An 18,040-nucleotide genomic window follows, 5' to 3' on the forward strand; every position below is an offset into this window, starting at 1 on the left:
GTCACTCCTTGATATACGGGGTGCCATCGGCTGCTGGCGGCCTCACCTTGCCAACCAGGCCGGCCACGGCGACGATCGTCGCGATGTACGGCAAGATGAGCAAGAACTGCGACGGCATCGGCGCGCTAATCGTCGACAGCTCGGTGGACAGCTGGGTTACGAAGCTGAAGAACAGCGCCATGACGGCTGCCAAGCCAGGACGCCACCGGCCCATAATGAGAGCGGCAAGAGCAATGAAGCCGTTACCCACCGTGATGTCCTTCGAAAACGACCCGACGGTACCGATCGTAAAGTAGGCGCCCCCCAGGCCAGCAAAGATGCCACCGACGAGCACGGCGGACCACCGCACGCCAGCAACCGAGATACCCACAGTGTCAGCGGCCTCAGGATGCTCACCAACAGACCGGACCCGCAGCCCCCACTTAGTGCGCCACAGCAGGAACCACACCAGCGGAATGCAAAGGAATCCGATGTACACCAGCACAGTCTGATCGAAGAATATCGGACCGAAAAACGGAATCTTCGACAGCCCTGGGATAGCGACAGCTTCCATGATTGGCGCCGTGTTGTACTCCTCAGCATCCGGAGAAAGCAACTGGGTGTAGAAGAAACCCGTTAAACCAGATGCGAAAAGGTTGACGACCACGCCCATCACGACCTGATCGACGAAATATTTGATGGTAAAGACAGCCAGCAATGCGGCAGTCAGCACGGAAGCGACTATCGCCACCACGATGGCGGCGAAAATCGACTTTGTGATGGATCCGACGAGGGCTGCTGCAAAAGCTGCGGTAAGCATCTGCCCCTCGATAGCGACGTTGACGACACCAGCACGCTCACACATGACGCCGCACAGCGCACCGAGAACTAGCGGGGTTGCCACCGACAAGGTGCCCTGAAGCTGGCCGGCAACCTGGAATGGCAAACCACGTCCGGCAGCAGCCCAGCTCAGGAAGCCGATGATGATAGCGATCCCTGCGACGACACCGGCAGTGATCGTAAGAGTGTGACGGCTGCGCCCCATAAAGAAAGCTCCAGCCGCCAACAAACACGCGACAGCACTCACGAGCACAACCGGGAATCCGGACACACTCAAGGTGCCCAATTCCTTACCGGCGAGGGCATCAGTAAAAGCAAAGTGGGCCTCACCTGACGTTTTGGTCAGCAGGAAAAACAGCACCACTGCCATGATGGCGATGAGTACACCCGTGGACAGTCGATGGGTACGAGCCTCACGGGACTCCACCTGCTCAAACTCCAATTCCTTGTCGAGCGCCTCACTGGCTTCAGCAGGGAGTTCGATACCGACCTTGGTGATATCTGAGGTGGTGGGACGAGGAAAGCGCGATGCCGGGCTCATACCAGGGCTCCCTTCGTAGTGGTGTCAGCCGGGACCGGCCCACGGTCACGTTTCTTAGTGCGCTTTTCCCTGCGCGTCTTAAGGAACGGCAGGATCGTCTTAACCAGCATCGGAGCGGCCACAAACATGACGATCACCGCCTGAATGACCCGAACCAGATCTAGGGAGGTTTGAGTCATGGCTTGCATACGCAAACCGCCCTGGTTCATAGCACCCCAAAATAGGCCAGCAAGAACAATACCGAGAGGCCTAGAGCGACCCAGCAAAGCGACCGTGATCGCATCGAAGCCGATGGTCCCAACCAGGCCGATGGACAGCTGAGTCGGAGTGGCACCGGAGATCGGACCAAGGGCCACCTCAACGCCGGCCATACCGGCCAAGCCACCCGAGATAATCATCGTCCAAGCAATAATGGAATTGGTATTCATACCAGCGGTAGCCGAGGCATTCGGGTTGGAGCCGACCGCACGAATCTGGAAGCCCAACGGAGTTCGGTCAAGCAACCACCAGGTGGCCACGGCAAGCAGCAGGGCCAGGAAGAATCCGAGGTGTAGCTGAGATCCGGCCATCCGCGGGAAGGTGGCGTTCCAGTCGACGATCGGTGCTATCGGATCGGTACGGCCGGGCATTTGGAAGGCCGTGGTTGTCAACAACCAGGCCAACAGACCACCAGCAATGTAGTTGAGCATGATCGTCACGATGACCTCGTTAGCACCAGCACGGGCTTTGAGGACGCCAGCTATGCCACCCCAGATCGCTCCGCCAATGAATCCGGCAATCACTGCAAAGAGCAGGTGAACCGGCAACGGCAAGGCGTGGAAATTAAATCCGACCCAAGCGGCCAATGTTGCTCCGGCAATCGCCTGGCCCTGACCGCCAATGTTGAACAGACCCGCTTTGAAGCCCAAACCAATGGCAAGACCGCCACAGATAAGGGGGGCCGACTGGGCTGTCGTCGCCGTGAAAGCCTGCCAGGATCCGAAAGCCCCCTGACACAGGGCCGCGTAAGCAGAGGAAATCTGAGCCCATGAGTCACTCAAAGCGTCGGGACGAGAGAAGAGGTAGCTCCATTCCTTACTGATCTTAGGATCGGCGGCAACCATAACAATCGCCGAGACGATGAAAGCCAGCACAAATGCAGCGATTGTCACCCATAGATCATTCCAAGGAAAGGAACGGTGCGACGTAGCCTCGGGCCGGGACGCGGTAGCCGCCGTCGACGAGGTGGCCTCGTTCGACGGGCTGGGTTTCGGGGATTCGGTACTCATTCCGAGACCTCCTTGTGTCCCTTGGCGACGCTGTCACACGCCTCGTCATAGCTGAATCCGGCCATCATGAGACCGAGAACATCGCGGGGAGTTCCCGCCGGTGCGATGCCCACGATGCGACCGCGGTACATCACCGCAATACGGTCTGATAGCGCCTCAATTTCGTCAAGTTCAGTTGAGACGATGAGCACCGCTGTGCCGTTGTCGCGTTCCTTAACCACCCGTTTGTGCAGGAACTCGATAGCACCGACGTCGACACCGCGGGTGGGCTGAGAGGCCACCAGGACGCTCAACGGACGTGCGAGTTCTCGCGCCAGCACAACCTTCTGCTGATTACCACCCGACAGCGACGACACCGGCAGCGAGGCCGACGGAGTACGAATATCGAACTCCTCGACACGATCACGCGCATTGTCAGCGATCCGCTTGAGCTGCAAGTAACCGTGCTTGGAATAGGAACCAACCTGATTCAGCACGAGATTTTCAGCAATGGAGAACTCGCCAACAAAACCGTCCCGCTGACGGTCCTCAGGCACGAATCCGAGTCCGGCTTCAATAACCTTGACGGGGGCCGCACCAGTAGTGTCCTTACCATCAATACGGATCGTTCCCGACGTCGGTTTGATGAGCCCAAGCAAGGAGGAGGCGAGCTCTGTTTGACCATTACCTTGCACTCCGGCGAGGCCGAGAATCTCACCACCTGCGACGGATAGTGTCACGCCATCGACGACGACTGATCCGCGCTCATCAGCCACGGTGAGGTCGTTGACTTCCAGGCGAGGGCCAGCCGGCTTAGCCTCGTCTTTGTCGACGATAAGCTTGACGGCTCGCCCCACCATCATCTCAGCGAGTTCGGCCTCAGACTGGTCGGCGCTAGCTTGACCTACGATACGGCCGCGTCGGATCACAGTGATGTCATCAGCGATCGCGCGAACCTCACGCAACTTGTGGGTAATGAAAACGATGGCTCGACCCTCGTCACGCAGGGTTTTCATGACAGCCATGAGCTCGTCGATTTCCTGCGGGGTGAGCACAGCAGTGGGCTCGTCAAAGATGAGATATCGAGCGTCGTTAGCCAGGGACTTCAAGATCTCGACACGCTGCTGGACGCCGACCGGCAGATTCTCTATGACCGAATCTGGGTTGACGTCGAGACGGTACCGATCAGACAGTTCGCACACTTTTGCGCGGGCTCGTCGCATCGACAGCACACCTGCGGTCGATTCTTCTCGCCCCAACGCAATGTTTTCAGCTACCGTGAAAACGTTGACGAGCATGAAGTGCTGGTGAACCATTCCAATGCCGGCCATCATGGCCTGCTTGGAATTCTCGAAGTGTTGCTCCACTCCGTCGATGTAGACCTGCCCTTCGTCAGAAGGCAGCAAGCCGTACAGAATGTTCATGAGGGTCGACTTGCCGGCACCGTTTTCGCCAAGCAAGCAGTGAATTCGGCCGGGAACGATGTCGAGGTCGATGTGGTCGTTGGCCGTCAGAGTCCCGAATCTCTTCGTGACGCCGCGCAGGCTCAGCCCATCTTTGAGGGGTGCATTGTCACCGGGTGGGGCAACGGTGGTGTTGGTGGTCACGGGGCAGATCCTTCCACGTCTGGTCCCTGATGTCGTGTGCGCCGACGACGCGCCGACCTCCACACCGGAGATCGGCGCGTCGTCGGCTCACGTGGTTGGCCGCACAGCGGCTGGGCGAACCGAATTCGCGCTCAGACTCACTTCGGCTGGGCCTTTGAGGTGATCTTGATCTTGCCGGAACTGATGTCGTCAGTAATCGTCTTCAGCTCGTTCTTGACGTCGGCGGGAACCTTGGAGTCGAACTCGTGGAACGGGGACAGACCGGTGCCATCGTCCTCTAGGGAGCCGACGTATGGCTTGCTGTCGAACTTGCCATCCTTGGCGGCTTTAACCGCATCGAAGACGGCAACATCCATGCCCTTAAACACCGAAGTAATGATGTTGGGGCAATAGGCGGGCTGGGTCTTGCAGCCATCACCGTCAACCCAGATAGCGTTAGCCTTTCCACCCGAAGACTTCACAACCTGCAACGCACCGTTTCCGGCATTGCCCGCCACCGGCAAGATGATGTCGGCACCCTGGTTAAGCAGTGCTTGAGCAGTTGCCTTACCACCGGAGACGTTCTGGAACGGGTTGGGCTGCGGGACGAACTGGCCGTCCTGCTTTTTGGCATCCCAGCCGATGACCTGAACCGACTTATTCTTCTGCTTGTTGTAGTAGTCAACTCCCTGGGCGAAACCATCCATGAAGATGGTGACGGTTGGGATCTTCATGCCCCCGAAGGTGGCAACCTTGCCGGTCTTGGTCAGGGCGGCCGCAAGATAGCCGGCCTCAAAAGAAGACTGAGCAGTGTTGAAGACCATCGGCTTGAGGTTTTCAGGAGGATTCGCCGGATTGTCGTCAACGATGGCGAACCGGACGTTCGGGTTTGCTTTCGCAGCGGCGACGGTGGGCTTGTCGAGCAAGACCCCAACGGAGACGATGATCGAGCACTTGGCATCCACCATGGACTGCAAATTGGTGGCGTAGTCCTTATCGTCCTTCGACTCGACTTTGGCGGTCTTCACACCAAGGTCGTTAGCAGCCCTATTGAGACCCTGGAGAGAAGTCTCGTTGAAGGATTTGTCGTTGAAGCCAGCGGAGTCAGAGACCATACAGGCCTTGAACTCACCGGAATTCGAGTTGCCCTTCCCCCCAGCAGAGGTGGTGGAGCTCGCCTCCGAGCCCGTGGACGCGCTCGGAGGCTGCGCACAGGCCGACAGTGACAAGGCTGCGACGGCAAAAACGGCGGGGATAGCGAGGTGTAGGTTCTTCACGGACTGCCTCCTGGAGCAGACGACGATCCAACGATGGGGAAGCCCGTGTGGCAGCTTTCGCCGGTCGGGCCATAAAACTGTAACCCCTTCGTGGTGGAATCGACATTTTAACGGTCAAGCTGGCCCTAGGGGAACATGCCACCTTGCTTCGGTGGCACCGGCAATTCAGGGGGGCGACCTGGGTGTCAGACCACCTGATCGATCAGAGCCTCAGCCGCATCAACGGTCGATAAGGTTTCAGCCTGCCAATTGTCCTCTTGGCTGCGATAGGGCCCGGTAGCCAACGAAATCGCGACCGCCGCAGAGCGCAGCCTCAACTCAATCGGATCTACCCGCGAGTCGAAGACCGGAACCCACGCCGTCAAAATCTGCCGCATGCGATCGGCCTGAAACGCATTCATCCGCTGCACCGTAGACAAATGGGCGACGAGACAAGCGAGATCATCGGCCCGGCGCCCCGGCCCGATGGTGTCGACGTCAAGGATTCCGCACACTTGGCCATTCCATACGTGGATCTGACCCTCGTGAAAATCACCATGGGTGGGTTCGTTCCCCGCCGGCACATCCGCCAGTCCTTGGGCGATGGTCTGGGCCATCCTTTCTAATCGCTCGCTCTGGTCAGGCAGGGCAGCTGCGACCATACGGCAGTAGTGGTCGACCGATTCACTCCACGGTGACCGGCGCGGGAGATCACACACCTGCGGGGGTAACTGGTCGAGCAGGTCAACAAGGCTCTCAGCGGTGCACGGGGTTCCTAGCTCAAATAGGGCCTTGCTAAGTGGGCATCCCGGCAATTCGGTAAGAAAAAGTAGGTTGTCCTCGGTGACGCCGGCCACCGTGGGGCTCGGCACCGACGCGCGAGTCAGCAAGTCGTGGCGTGCCAGCGTCGCCTGGAAGATACCATCACGCAACACCTTGACATAAAAGCGCCGATTGCTGACCTCGACGCACAGCACCGCGCGACGTCGCGGCCGGTATCCGATCATGCGCAGATTGATCTGCTGGGCGCTCACCCGAGCACCGACCAGATCCAGGTCAGAGATGATGGCCGCCATGTGTTCTGGGTATGCCGCGCGCGAGAGTCCCGGCAAATCGGGGTCGTCGGGATAACGCCAGACGGCAACCTCTCGGGATCCGTCAACGTAAATGTCAGCGCGTGAATCAGTCACTACTGGGCCACTCGCTCGGGCGCTCATGCCGAACAGCTCCTGTCGCTTTCCCGCAGGCCACTGCACCCAAGCCTGATAGGTCGCCGTCGTGGATTGACCAGGGTTCGTGTCAACGTGATCGAGGTGCCAGTCGATGAGATCTCCACCAGCGTGCTCGACGGCTGTTTTCAACAACTCACCGGCTCCCGGGCCGGTAAGCAAGACCGCCCCGTCGGCATCTTTTCCAGGACCGCCGAGCCACGCGGGTCGCCTCACGCGCTTGCCGCCTCCCGCTCGGGGCGCGGGGCTGCCGATGCCCCCGCCGGTACCATTGGTGCGCCAGGCGCATCCAAGCGACGAATCCTCAGCCAGGCTGCACGCAGACCATCAACCTCAGTAACCGTCAGCTCAATATTGGGATCAGGCTCAACATCCTTGTCGTCCTCGTCAGCCACGTATCCGACCGGATCAAGGTGAACGTCGACCTGAGCACCCTTAGTCGGCACTTCACCGGTCTGAGCCATGAAATACCCCGCGACAGTGTCGTAAGGCCCTTCGGGCAGTACTAGGCCAACCTTGTCGGAAAATTCCTCGAGCGTGGTTAGGCCATCAATGTCGCGCTGTCTGACGTGAGCTAGGTCAGAGGGCTCAATGGTGTCGTACTCATCGGTAATGTCGCCAACGATCTCCTCGACGAGATCTTCCAAGGTAGCGATGCCAGCCGTACCGCCATACTCGTCAAGCACGATCGCCAAGTGGGCGTTAGCGCGACGCATCTCGGTCAGCGCCTTGAGTACCTTGACGGTGTCGGGTAGTGAAACGACGGTACGTACCAGTTGAGATACCCGACTGGCACGAATCTGAGGGTCGAGTTCGAGCAAATCTCGAACGTGAACGAATCCAAGCACCCGATCTGCCGATCCGTCGATCACCGGATACCGAGAATGGGACCCATCGCGAACCACCTGAGCAGCTTGAACAGCCTTCATTGATCCTTGCAGGAAGTCGACCTCGGTGCGCGGAACCATCACCTCACGTAAAGATTTTTCTCCCACGGCGAAGACCTCATCAAGGATAGTGCGCTCCTCGTCCCCCAGGGTCGCTGAGGAGACGACCATGGAACGGATCTCCTCGTCGGTCACCTCTTCACGAGCCGCGGCGGGATCGCCGCCAAGAACTTTAACGACAAGGTCCGTCGAAACCCCCAGAAACCAAATGATGGGCCGGAACAGGGTAGCGACGCCGTTCACCATCGGGCCAAGCGCCAGGGAAAATCCCTCGGCACGCTGCATGGCCAAACGCTTAGCTACAAGCTCACCTAACACGATGGAAAAGTAAGAAATAATGATCGTGATAGTTACCAGAGCAACCGTTGCAGCTACTGGCACCGACATTCCCCAGGACGCGAATATTGGCGCAAGCTGGCTAGCCAGCGTCGCACCACCAAACGCCGAAGCGAGGAAGCCTGACAAGGTAACGCCGATTTGCACCGCAGACAGGAAGCGGTTGGGGTTTGATTGCAGCTTTTGAATGGAACGACCGCGAGATCCGCGGGTCGCCGCCAATTGCGTGACTTGGGAATCGCGGAGGCTCACCAGCGCCATCTCGGCAGCCGAAAACACTCCGCCTACGAGGATGAATAGGAGAATGAGGGCAGCGTCCTCAAAGACCTCAGCCACGACCCTTCACCATTCCTCTCCTCACAGAGACAATAACGAAGGTGGCGGGACTATCGCCCTCCCGGTCATCGTTGTGCATAAGACTAAGAATAGGGGCTCAGCCCGGCAGAACTCCATGGCAGGACGCCTCAGGGTGAGAGGTTGTGCCCTAAAATGTCGAGGCTCCACCATGTCGAGATTGCCGAGATGACGAGGACGAACATCGCCTGAAGCCACCTCGGACTCCGGTCAAGTAGTCTCGCCACCGGCAGAAATGCTGGAAAAGCAGGCAGCAGGAATCGGGCCTTAGAGTTAAAGTACCCCTGCATGTGACCGACGAAGATCACGGTCACGAGCACATATGCCGTCAACCACACCTGTTCGCGTCGAACTGCCATGACGATGCCAAGGGCTAGATACCCGCACCAGACCAGGGCAATGAAGCCGGTGTACCGCCAATCAAACGGAACGTGATCCGTCCGCGAGAGAAAGTCTTCCCACGTGTCAAGCAGGGTACCCATCTCGCTCCCCCACGCCTTCTGGACAAGCAGGTAACCATTCCATCTGCCCGTGCGACGAGCGACAACGACGAACCAGGTCAGCAATCCCAGCGGGCTCAGCACCATACCGACGAAACGACGCCAGCGCTGCCCCGGCTCAGCCTTCGTGAACAGGCTCGTCAGCCACGCGATGCCGAAGACGATGCACACCGGAGCGACGGATGCCCGGAAAAGACCGGCAACGCCAACGAATACCCCGGCAAGGATCCACCGCCCCGACACGACGGCGAGCAGCCCGAGCCCGACTAGGGCAATGAACCAGCCCTCGGTGTACCCCATCGATTCAACGACGGCACGAGGTGCGGCGCCCCAGCAGGCCACCAACAGCACGGCTGCAGTTGGTCCCGCCACTCTAAGCCCAACCGCTGTGATGACTGCAGCGGCTGCAAGGAACCCCACCTGCCCGGCGATGAGGATCGCTAAACGCGGCGGCATACCGGTTATAAGGATGATCACCCTGCCAAGAGCTGGCAGTCCCGGCAGGAAAGCCAGATCGGATATCCATGGATCAGTGTGACCGAACATGAGGCTGGGCCAGTGATATCCGCCGGCCGCAATGGCGGAATACCACTTCCCGTCCCATCGAGTCAGTCTCGGGATGATCGGTCCGTCGCAAGCCATAGCCACCACGAGGGCGAGGCGTTGCGCCACCCACACGGCGAGACCGACGCCGATAGTGATGAACCATCGGCGTCGGTCTACATCCTCATAGTTGGCCGAGGTCCGGGCTGCACTCACAGGGCTTCGATGATGGCGTTGAGGGTGGTGCTGGGACGCATGGCCTCCGCGACAAGCTCCTCGTCGGGGTGGTAGTACCCGCCCATATCGACCGGGTGGCCCTGAACCCCGTTGAGTTCCTCAAGGATCTGGTCCTCGCGAGCAGCCAATTCGGTCGCGACGTCGGAGAACCTGTCAGCAAGTTCGGCATCATCACGCTGAGCAGCCAATTCGGTGGCCCAGTAGCGAGCCAGCCAGTAATGGGATCCCCGGTTGTCGATCTGACCGAGTTTGCGAGCCGGGGAGCGGTCGTTCTCCAAGAAGGCGCGGATGGCTTTGTCAAGGGTCGCTGCAAGTACTCCCGCTCTGGTGCCCTCGCTGGTCTGGTCGATGTGCTCGAGGCAAGCACCCAGAGCACAGAACTCCCCTAAGGAATCCCACCGCAGATAGTCCTCGGCTACAAACTGGCTAACGTGCTTGGGGGCCGAGCCTCCGGCACCGGTCTCGAATAGACCACCACCGGCCAGCAGTGGGACAACCGAGAGCATCTTGGCACTGGTTCCGATCTCCAGAATCGGGAAAAGGTCAGTGAGGTAGTCGCGCAGCACATTGCCGGTCACCGAGATGGTGTCCTCCCCGCGGCGGATGCGTGCCAAGGTGAACTTCATAGCGTCGGCAGGGGCCAGAATGCGGATATCCAACCCCTCGGTGTCGTGCTCGCGCAGATAGGCTTTGACCTTCTCAATGACGCGGGCGTCATGGGCCCGGTTCGCGTCGAGCCAGAAGACCGCCGGGGTATTGGTAATGCGTGCGCGCTCAACGGCAAGGCGCACCCAATCGCGCACCGGGACGTCGCGTACGCGGCTCATGCGCCAAATGTCGCCGGCCTCGACCTGCTGGCTCGTCAGCACCTCGTCGCCGCAACGCACCTCGACACAGCCGTCATGGGCAATGATGAAGGTGGTCGGGTGAGAGCCGTATTCCTCTGCCTTCTGAGCCATCAGGCCGACGTTCGGAACGTCGCCCATGGTGGCCGGGTCGAGGGCACCATGTTCGCGACAGTCGTCCATGATCGCGGCGTACATGGTGGCGTAGCTGCGATCCGGGATGCAGGCCAGAGTTTCCTGACGCTTACCGTCGGCGTTCCACATGCATCCGGAATCACGGACGACAGTTGGCATGGACGCGTCGATGATGACGAGGTTGCCGGCGTGCAGGTTGGTGATGCCGTTGTCAGAGTCGACCATGGCCAGAGCCGGGCGAGCCGCGAAGGCAGAATCGATGGCCGCCTTAATTGCAGTTGCGCGTTCAGCCGGGAGCTTCTCGAGACGGGCGTACAGGTCGCCCAACCCGAGATCAGGGTTAACTCCCACCGAGTTGAGGTCGTCACCGTACTTATCGAAAACGTCGGCCAGGAAGGTACGCACTGCGTGGCCGAAGAGGACCGGATCGGAAACCTTCATCATCGTGGCCTTGAGGTGGACCGACCACAGTAGGTCCTCCTCCTTGGCTTGAGCTAGGGATGAAGCGTAGAACTCGTCAAGGGCATCAACGGACATGAAGGTGGCATCAACGATCTCACCGTCGGCAGTTTTGATGCCGCTAGCCAAAACCGTCTCGGAACCATCGGACCCGATGAGCACAACGTCGAGATCCTGCCCCCGGGAGATAAAGGACTCCTCGTGATCGAAGAAGTCGCCGTGGTCCATATGGGTAACTCGGGCCTTGACCTGGCCAGTCCACTGACCCATCCGGTGTGGGTGGGCCTTGGCGTAAGCCTTAACCGCGGCGGGGGCGCGACGATCAGAGTTACCCTGACGCAGCACTGGGTTCACCGCCGAACCCAGCACGGTGGCGTAGCGGGCGGCGGTCTCCTTGTCCTCATCGGTAGAAGGCTTGTCCGGGAAGTCTGGAAGGTCGTAGCCCTGGGCCTGTAGCTCGGCAATAGCGGCCTTGAGCTGCGGGATCGATGCCGAAATATTGGGCAGCTTGATGATGTTGGCGTCCGGGGAGGCGGTGAGCTCACCTAGCTCCGCCAGATGGTCAGCAACTTTCTGATCCTCACTCAGACGATCCGGAAACTGAGCCAGGATGCGCCCCGCCAACGAAATATCCGAAGTCGTGATACCAATACCCGACTCGTCGAGAAATCCCTCCACGATGGGCAGGAAGGAATATGACGCGAGGGCGGGGGCCTCGTCGATCTTGGTCCAGACGATGGTAGGCATGCACGAACTCCTGTGGTCGAGGGGAACGCCGCGGTACAACCCGGCAGGGCCGCTAGCGGCACTTCGTCTTCAGAATAGTGGAGATGGTGGACACTTCTGAGGCACCGAAAAAGAACATCACAAACACTGAATAATCCAGTTCGCGAGATACCACGCCCAGTACGGCGACGCCGACTACCGTACCGATCATGTCGCAACCCCACGAGTTCGTCGTCACCTGGACTAGCCCGGATCGCCCCGGACTCGTCCACGCCGTCACCGGGGCATGCGCCCAGGTCGGCGGAAACCTTACGGAGTGCCAGCAATTCACCAGCATCGACACCGGAAACTTCTTCATCCGTTTGCAGGTCGAGTCAGTGAGCAGCCGAGCCGACCTCGAATCTGCCGTCAGCGAGCTCGCCGAGCGATACGACGCAACCTTTCACGTCGATGAATTGGGACGTCCCGTCCGTACTCTCATCTTGGCTTCCAAAGCGCCCCATTGTCTGTCTCATTTGCTGTTTAACCGGGACGCCGGCCGGCTGCCAATCGACGTCGTCCAGGTAATGGCGAATCATCCTGACCTCGCCGACTTGACTGCCTTCCATAACGTCCCGTTCCGGTGGCAGAAGGTCGACCGGCAGTCCAAGGCAACTTTCGAGCAGGAGGTATTGCGCACCGTCGAGGACCTTGACGTCGAGCTCGTCGTATTGGCCCGCTACATGCAGATCCTTTCCCCTGAACTGTGCGGGCAATTGTCAGGCCGGTGCATCAACATCCACCATTCCTTCCTGCCCGGCTTCAAGGGGGCCAACCCGTACCGCCAGGCCCATTCGCGCGGGGTCAAGCTCATTGGTGCAACGGCTCACTTCGTTACCGTCGACCTTGATGAGGGCCCCATCATCGAACAGCGAGTGCAACGGGTCGACCATTCTCAAACGGTGGCTCAACTCACCGCCGTTGGCCAAGACACCGAGTCGACAACCCTCAACGAGGCCGTCCGTCTGTTCGCTGAACACCGCACCTTCCTGGACGGAATGCGCACTGTCATCTTGCGGTAGCGGAACCTCCTGACGCCCCTGATCGGGGCTGTTGCCCGATCCCAACAGGCTAAATAGCTCTTGATGCGAATGAGTCCCCCGGCCAACTTCGCGCCGCCACCGCGAGTAGGGTTCGAAATAGCCACGTGTCATCGAGGACTTTCAAGGAGAGATCCATGACCCAGACCCCAATCAAGATTGCCGTCACCGGAGCTGCTGGCCAGATTTGCTACAGCCTGTTGTTCCGTATTGCTTCCGGTTCGCTACTCGGAGACACTCCTATCGAGCTCCGTCTTCTCGAGATCACCCCAGCCCTCAAGGCCCTTGAGGGCGTCGTCATGGAGCTTGACGACTGCGCGTTCGGTAATCTCGTGAACATCGAGATCGGCGACGATCCCAAGAAGGTCTTCGACGGAGTTAACGCCGCCTTCCTCGTCGGGGCTATGCCCCGCAAGGCTGGCATGGAGCGTTCCGACCTGCTCACCAAGAACGGTGCTATCTTCACCGCTCAGGGCAAGGCCCTCAACGACGTCGCCGCCGACGATGTCCGCGTTCTTGTCACCGGTAACCCCGCCAACACCAACGCCCTCATCGCCGCTACTAACGCGGTCGACATCCCGAACGATCACTTCGCCGCCCTGACCCGCCTGGATCACAATCGCGCCAAGACGCAGCTTGCCCGCAAGATCGGCAAGACTGTCAACGACGTCCGCCACATGACCATTTGGGGCAACCACTCCTCCACCCAGTACCCCGATGTCTTCCACGCCGAGGTCGCCGGCCAGAAGGCCACCAGCCTGGTAGACAAGGCTTGGATCGAAAACGAGTTCATCCCGACTGTTGCCAAGCGCGGTGCTGCCATCATCGACGCCCGCGGTGCCTCTTCGGCTGCTTCGGCTGCCAACGCCACCGTCGAGTGCATGCGCGACTGGATGGGCTCCACTCCCGAGGGCGACTGGGTGTCCATGGCGATCCCGTCCGACGGCTCCTACGGCGTGCCCGAGGGCATCATCTCTTCCTTCCCGGTAACCATCACCAATGGCAAGGTCGAGATCGTCCAGGGCCTCGAGATCGACGATTTCTCGCGCGCCAAGATCGACGCCTCCGCCAAGGAACTCGCCGACGAGCGTGATGCCGTCAAGGAACTTGGCCTCATCTGATCAACCTGACGAACGGGCCCGGACTTCAGTTTCCGGGCCCGTTTTGCGCGTCATGGCGCGTAACTTCGGTGGTTTTAGTCGGTAGTCGAGCGTCGAGAGAGATGCCCCACACATGTGCACGAATGTGCAGCACATCGTGACTCCTACCCCCACCGGCGACATTGCTCTGACCCTGCTATAAAGCGGTTTAAAACCCCACTCGAGCTCTTGACGAGCAGTGGCAAAACCCACAATTAAGGCACTCGTAGAAATGCGCATTAGTGCACACTCAGGCATGCCTCACCTGCACCTCGGGCCCGTTCTGGCTTGTGCTCTAGACGAGCAACTGTCGCCATTCCTATCGTCAAATGCATCAGATGTCCTGATGTCCACCGCAAGGGGGCGGATCTCCCAGGACTGCACACCCGAAGGAGCCAGCAGCCATGACCACCACAGCAGCCCCTCCCAGCAGTACCCACCTCTGCGGAGTGTTCTCTGACGTCGACGCCGCAGTAGCCGCCGCTCGGGAGGCCTTCCTCGCCTTCTCTGACTGCTCCTTGGCACAGCGTCGTACCTTCGTCAACGCCGCGCGCGAAGCAGCCAGCCAGCAAGAGCGTCTGGAATATATGGCCACGGCTGCCGTCGAGGAGACCGGGATGGGCAATGCCCACCACAAAGTTCTCAAGAACTTCTATGCGGCAACCCACACTCCCGGTGTTGAGGACCTCGTCATGGAGGCACGTCAAGGTGACGATGGCCTGACCACCCTCGAGTACTCCCCTTATGGAGTCATTGGCGCCATCACGCCGACGACGAATCCCACTGAGACGATCATCTGCAACACCATCGGAATGCTGGCCGCCGGTAATACCGTCGTCTTCAGCCCTCATCCGCGAGCTCGTCGTCTTAGCGCCTGGCTCGTTGACGTTCTCAATCACGCAATGATCGAGGCGGGAGCTCCCGATAACCTCATCACTGTCATCACCGAGCCGACTCCGGCCACCACCAAGGCTCTCATCAATCACCCCGACATCACGATGCTTGTGGCGACCGGCGGTCCGCAGATCGTCAGCATGGTGTTGTCGAGCGGCAAGAAGGCGATTGGAGCCGGGTCGGGCAACCCGCCTGCGGTCGTCGATGAGACCGCCGATGTGGCCAAGGCCGCCAGCGACATCGTCCAGGGGGCTAGCTTCGATAACAACCTGCCGTGCACCGCTGAGAAGGAAGTTATCGTCGTCGCCGAAGTGCTGCCCCAGCTCATGACAGCCATGACGGCCAATGGCGCACAGGTTGTCAGTGATCCCGAGGAGCTCACTAAACTGCGTGCCTTACTGCTGGACCCGTCTGGCACTCGGCCGAATACCGCATGGGTTGGTCAGGACGCCCAGAAAATCCTGCGAGCTGCAGGGATTAAGCCTAACCAGAACACCCGCTTGGTGACGATGGTTACTGACCCGTCGGATCCATTCGTGCAGGTCGAGATGCTCATGCCAGTGGTACCGGTGGTCCCCGTCACCGATTACCTCACTGCCATCGACTTGGCCGTCGAGCTGGAACACGGTAACCGCCACACCGCGATCATGCACTCCCAGGATGTTTCACGGTTGGACCTCATGGCCCGACGCATCCAGACGACGATCTTCGTCAAGAACGGGCCGTCTTTCGCCGGCATCGGGATCAACGGAGAGGGATTCGCCACCTTTACTATCGCGGGGCCAACCGGTGAGGGGCTGACATCGGCCCGCAGCTTTGCTCGTCGGCGGCGTTGCGTCTTGGACGCACATTAAGCCCTAGCTGGTGATGGTTGTCGTCACCTCGTGAGGATGACGACAACCATCACCAGCCCCAGCCCTAGCAGGAGCACCGAATCAATCCACCGGGACCGGACCGCTAACAGTCCGGCGAATTGATCGGGCAGCACTACCCGCAAAATCCCTGCCATGAGCACCGATGCCGCGAACACCATCGCGCCGCGACGCCAGTGCCCAGTGCCCATGACGATTGCCGAGGCGATAACCCCAAGCAGGCAGACCGTCAGCGCCCACCAAGATTCCAGATGCTCCCTAGATTCAGCGCAGCGCTCGCTGCGTCGGGCATGTCGGGTGGAAGTGCCGGCGGGCGCGTCAGCGGCGTGACTCGGTTGCCTCATGAAGGATCCGCAGCGAGGCGTTCAGCCCGGTCTACGACGTTAGATAGCAGCATGGCGCGAGTCATCGGGCCGACGCCACCAGGATTCGGCGAGACCCACGCGGCCTTCTCCCACACGTCAGCAGCAAAGTCGCCCTGGATCTTCCCCTCGGCAGACCGTGACACACCGACGTCGACAAGGACCGCCCCTGAACGGATCATGCTGGCATCAATGAGTCCCGGTGACCCAGCAGCGCCGATGATGATGTCGGCCTGACGGGTGTGCTCGGCAAGGTTACGGGTACCGGTGTGACACAGGGTGACGGTGCAGTTCTCGGAACGGCGAGTCAGCAGTAGCCCGAGCGGACGCCCTACCGTGGTACCGCGTCCGACGACGCAAACGTTGGCACCCGGCAGCTTGATGCCATGGCGGGTCAGCAACTCGACGATGCCACGCGGGGTGCACGGCAGCGGGGCCGGCTCGTTAAGGACAAGACGCCCCAGTGATGCCGGCGTCAAGCCGTCGGCGTCTTTATCAGGGTCGATCAGATTAAGCGCCCAGTTAGTGTCGATATGGTGTGGCAGCGGTAGCTGGACGATGTAACCGGTGCAGTGCGGGTTGGCGTTGAGGCCCCGGATCTCCCGGGCGAGGTCCTCTTCGGTGACGTCGGCAGGCAAGTCAACACGAATGGACTCGATACCCACTTGCGCGCAGTCGCGATGTTTGCCAGCGACGTACTGGTGCGAAGCCGGGTCGTCCCCGACGAGCACCGTACCGAGTCCCGGTACAACACCCTTATCGCACAGGACTGCTACGCGTTCGGCCAGCTCGGACTTGATCGCGGCGGCAGTAGCCTTGCCATCGAGTTTCTGGGCGGTCATGGATCCTCCTTGTGTCACGGCCTCGACAGGTCCCCATCTTTCCACGAGACGCGCGTTGCCTCGACCACCGTCGTGACGACATCAATAACCCGATCAATCGTCGTCTCATCCATCACCGGAGGCAGACTGACGAGGTCCTCGGGCCAATCGACGTCTATATGCTGCGGCCGATCCCAGTGCAATGGCCCAACTACGCCGATCTTACGCAGCCGATCTGCCAGCTCATCGGCAGCCGGGTGTCGAAGCACCATCGCACTGGAGGCTGCCGGGTTGACGACCGTGATCGCCTCTAATCCGCTCAGCACGGCATCGCGGGTCTGCTCCACCTGGCAAGCGAACTCAGCGAAGTTGAACCTTTCAATGTCAGCACGAGCATCGTCGTCAGGAACAACTGGAGCCCAGCAGTCGTCGGCCAGGTCTTCAGTTTGTTCGAAGGTGTCGAGACTCCGGTGCTTCAAAAATCGACGGCGGGCCGTCGTAAGAAGCTCATCCTTAGCGTCTCGCCTCCCAACGAGCTGGGAAAGGTCCGCGTCGGCTTGCACCCATGCCACCTCGGTCACGGGAAGTAGCTTGCGAGTACTGACCACCTCGATGTCAGCAGGGGTGAGGGACGGTCCGAGAAAAGAATGGGTGCGATCAACGACGACCGGCACGCCGTCATGACGGGCCTGCTTTAACACCTCAATGAGCTTCAAGCTCGGCTGGATTCCGAATGTCTCGCAGGTCAACACCGCTGGGTGTTCACCGTGACGCCGGCAGGCCGCCAAGGCGTCGCCAAGAGCGTCCGCGTCGAGTTGGAACTGGTGGTCGACCGGCAGTCTGTGCACCCGGTATCCCTCTAACTGCCATGGGGTGATCATCGTCTGGCAGGAAAACCAGGGCACCACTAGGCTGCTCGACCGATCTCCTTGACCGTTACAGCCCCCATCACGAAGCCATCTGGCGGTCACGGCAAGGGCCTGCCTCCCGAGCGCCATCATCGTCATCATCGTCACACGTTCACCAGCAATTCTCGTGCGGTTAACCAGCTACTCTCCGAGCCTCCGACTACCGCCGGTAGACCGGTGTCATGCCTGCAACACGTCGACACCT

14 protein-coding genes are annotated in these 18,040 nt (G+C 60.1%); 3 read left to right on the forward strand and 11 right to left on the reverse strand.

Going from position 1 to position 18,040, the window contains the following annotated elements; translation table 11 throughout:
• Nucleotide 1: 1 nt before the first annotated feature.
• The 8 genes from A5483_RS08255 to A5483_RS08290 form a co-directional block, all read right to left on the reverse strand.
• Entirely contained in the window at nucleotides 2–1,360 is a 1,359-nt protein-coding gene (locus A5483_RS08255) for an ABC transporter permease (RefSeq protein WP_002549866.1), read from the reverse strand.
• The gene (locus tag A5483_RS08260) at nucleotides 1,357–2,628 is read right to left on the reverse strand and encodes an ABC transporter permease (protein WP_002549905.1); all 1,272 of its coding nucleotides are present in this window, start codon (nucleotides 2,626–2,628) and stop codon (nucleotides 1,357–1,359) included. Before A5483_RS08260 ends, A5483_RS08255 begins: the two co-directional genes overlap by 4 nt.
• Nucleotides 2,625–4,214 carry an ABC transporter ATP-binding protein gene (locus A5483_RS08265; RefSeq protein WP_003866502.1) on the reverse strand — a complete coding sequence of 530 codons (1,590 nt, stop codon included), beginning with the start codon at nucleotides 4,212–4,214 and terminating at the stop codon, nucleotides 2,625–2,627. The genes A5483_RS08260 and A5483_RS08265 overlap by 4 nt, the downstream gene beginning before the upstream one ends.
• A 137-nt stretch (nucleotides 4,215–4,351) precedes the next feature.
• Nucleotides 4,352–5,470, reverse strand: coding sequence for a BMP family lipoprotein (locus tag A5483_RS08270; RefSeq protein WP_002549927.1), 1,119 nt, complete (start codon nucleotides 5,468–5,470; stop codon nucleotides 4,352–4,354).
• Nucleotides 5,471–5,655: 185 nt separating this feature from the next.
• Entirely contained in the window at nucleotides 5,656–6,894 is a 1,239-nt protein-coding gene (locus A5483_RS08275; protein WP_003866481.1) for an aminoglycoside phosphotransferase family protein, read from the reverse strand.
• Complete coding sequence (locus tag A5483_RS08280; RefSeq protein ID WP_063811520.1) at nucleotides 6,891–8,297, reverse strand: hemolysin family protein; 1,407 nt, start codon at nucleotides 8,295–8,297, stop codon at nucleotides 6,891–6,893. Before A5483_RS08280 ends, A5483_RS08275 begins: the two co-directional genes overlap by 4 nt.
• 128 nt (nucleotides 8,298–8,425) lie before the next feature.
• On the reverse strand, nucleotides 8,426–9,574 hold the full coding sequence (locus A5483_RS08285) for a hypothetical protein (protein ID WP_002549867.1): 1,149 nt from the start codon (nucleotides 9,572–9,574) through the stop codon (nucleotides 8,426–8,428).
• Nucleotides 9,571–11,781 carry an NADP-dependent isocitrate dehydrogenase gene (locus tag A5483_RS08290; protein WP_063811522.1) on the reverse strand — a complete coding sequence of 737 codons (2,211 nt, stop codon included), beginning with the start codon at nucleotides 11,779–11,781 and terminating at the stop codon, nucleotides 9,571–9,573. The genes A5483_RS08285 and A5483_RS08290 overlap by 4 nt, the downstream gene beginning before the upstream one ends.
• Nucleotides 11,782–11,969: 188 nt before the next feature.
• Between A5483_RS08290 and A5483_RS08295 the strand changes: the two genes are divergently transcribed.
• From A5483_RS08295 to A5483_RS08305, 3 genes are all read left to right on the forward strand, one after another.
• The gene (locus A5483_RS08295; protein ID WP_063811525.1) at nucleotides 11,970–12,821 is read left to right on the forward strand and encodes a formyltetrahydrofolate deformylase; all 852 of its coding nucleotides are present in this window, start codon (nucleotides 11,970–11,972) and stop codon (nucleotides 12,819–12,821) included.
• Between the two features lie 155 nt (nucleotides 12,822–12,976).
• On the forward strand, nucleotides 12,977–13,960 hold the full coding sequence (locus A5483_RS08300; protein ID WP_063811527.1) for a malate dehydrogenase: 984 nt from the start codon (nucleotides 12,977–12,979) through the stop codon (nucleotides 13,958–13,960).
• 422 nt (nucleotides 13,961–14,382) lie between these two features.
• Nucleotides 14,383–15,726, forward strand: coding sequence for an aldehyde dehydrogenase family protein (locus A5483_RS08305; protein ID WP_003866511.1), 1,344 nt, complete (start codon nucleotides 14,383–14,385; stop codon nucleotides 15,724–15,726).
• Nucleotides 15,727–15,749: 23 nt separating this feature from the next.
• On the opposite strand, the gene A5483_RS12555 is transcribed toward A5483_RS08305, so the two are convergent.
• From A5483_RS12555 to A5483_RS08320, 3 genes are read right to left on the reverse strand one after another with little or no spacing between them, the layout of a single operon-like run.
• Nucleotides 15,750–16,088, reverse strand: coding sequence for a DUF3017 domain-containing protein (locus A5483_RS12555; RefSeq protein ID WP_003866449.1), 339 nt, complete (start codon nucleotides 16,086–16,088; stop codon nucleotides 15,750–15,752).
• The gene (locus A5483_RS08315; RefSeq protein ID WP_063811529.1) at nucleotides 16,085–16,948 is read right to left on the reverse strand and encodes a bifunctional methylenetetrahydrofolate dehydrogenase/methenyltetrahydrofolate cyclohydrolase; all 864 of its coding nucleotides are present in this window, start codon (nucleotides 16,946–16,948) and stop codon (nucleotides 16,085–16,087) included. The genes A5483_RS12555 and A5483_RS08315 overlap by 4 nt, the downstream gene beginning before the upstream one ends.
• A 14-nt stretch (nucleotides 16,949–16,962) precedes the next feature.
• Entirely contained in the window at nucleotides 16,963–17,928 is a 966-nt protein-coding gene (locus tag A5483_RS08320) for a hypothetical protein (protein ID WP_176607907.1), read from the reverse strand.
• Nucleotides 17,929–18,040 lie beyond the last annotated feature (112 nt).

Source organism: Cutibacterium namnetense (assembly GCF_001642025.1).
Taxonomy (GTDB): Bacteria; Actinomycetota; Actinomycetes; order Propionibacteriales; family Propionibacteriaceae; genus Cutibacterium; species Cutibacterium namnetense.

What these genes read in the sequence shown, in the direction of transcription:
- A5483_RS08260 (WP_002549905.1), bottom strand. Translation starts at nt 2,628, where the DNA reads ATGAGTACCGAATCCCCGAAACCCAGCCCGTCGAACGAGGCCACCTCG.
- A5483_RS08290 (WP_063811522.1), bottom strand. Translation starts at nt 11,781, where the DNA reads ATGCCTACCATCGTCTGGACCAAGATCGACGAGGCCCCCGCCCTCGCG.
- A5483_RS08315 (WP_063811529.1), bottom strand. Translation starts at nt 16,948, where the DNA reads ATGACCGCCCAGAAACTCGATGGCAAGGCTACTGCCGCCGCGATCAAG.
- A5483_RS12555 (WP_003866449.1), bottom strand. Translation starts at nt 16,088, where the DNA reads ATGAGGCAACCGAGTCACGCCGCTGACGCGCCCGCCGGCACTTCCACC.
- A5483_RS08320 (WP_176607907.1), bottom strand. Translation starts at nt 17,928, where the DNA reads ATGATGGCGCTCGGGAGGCAGGCCCTTGCCGTGACCGCCAGATGGCTT.
- A5483_RS08255 (WP_002549866.1), bottom strand. Translation starts at nt 1,360, where the DNA reads ATGAGCCCGGCATCGCGCTTTCCTCGTCCCACCACCTCAGATATCACC.
- A5483_RS08295 (WP_063811525.1), top strand. Translation starts at nt 11,970, where the DNA reads ATGTCGCAACCCCACGAGTTCGTCGTCACCTGGACTAGCCCGGATCGC.
- A5483_RS08305 (WP_003866511.1), top strand. Translation starts at nt 14,383, where the DNA reads ATGACCACCACAGCAGCCCCTCCCAGCAGTACCCACCTCTGCGGAGTG.
- A5483_RS08300 (WP_063811527.1), top strand. Translation starts at nt 12,977, where the DNA reads ATGACCCAGACCCCAATCAAGATTGCCGTCACCGGAGCTGCTGGCCAG.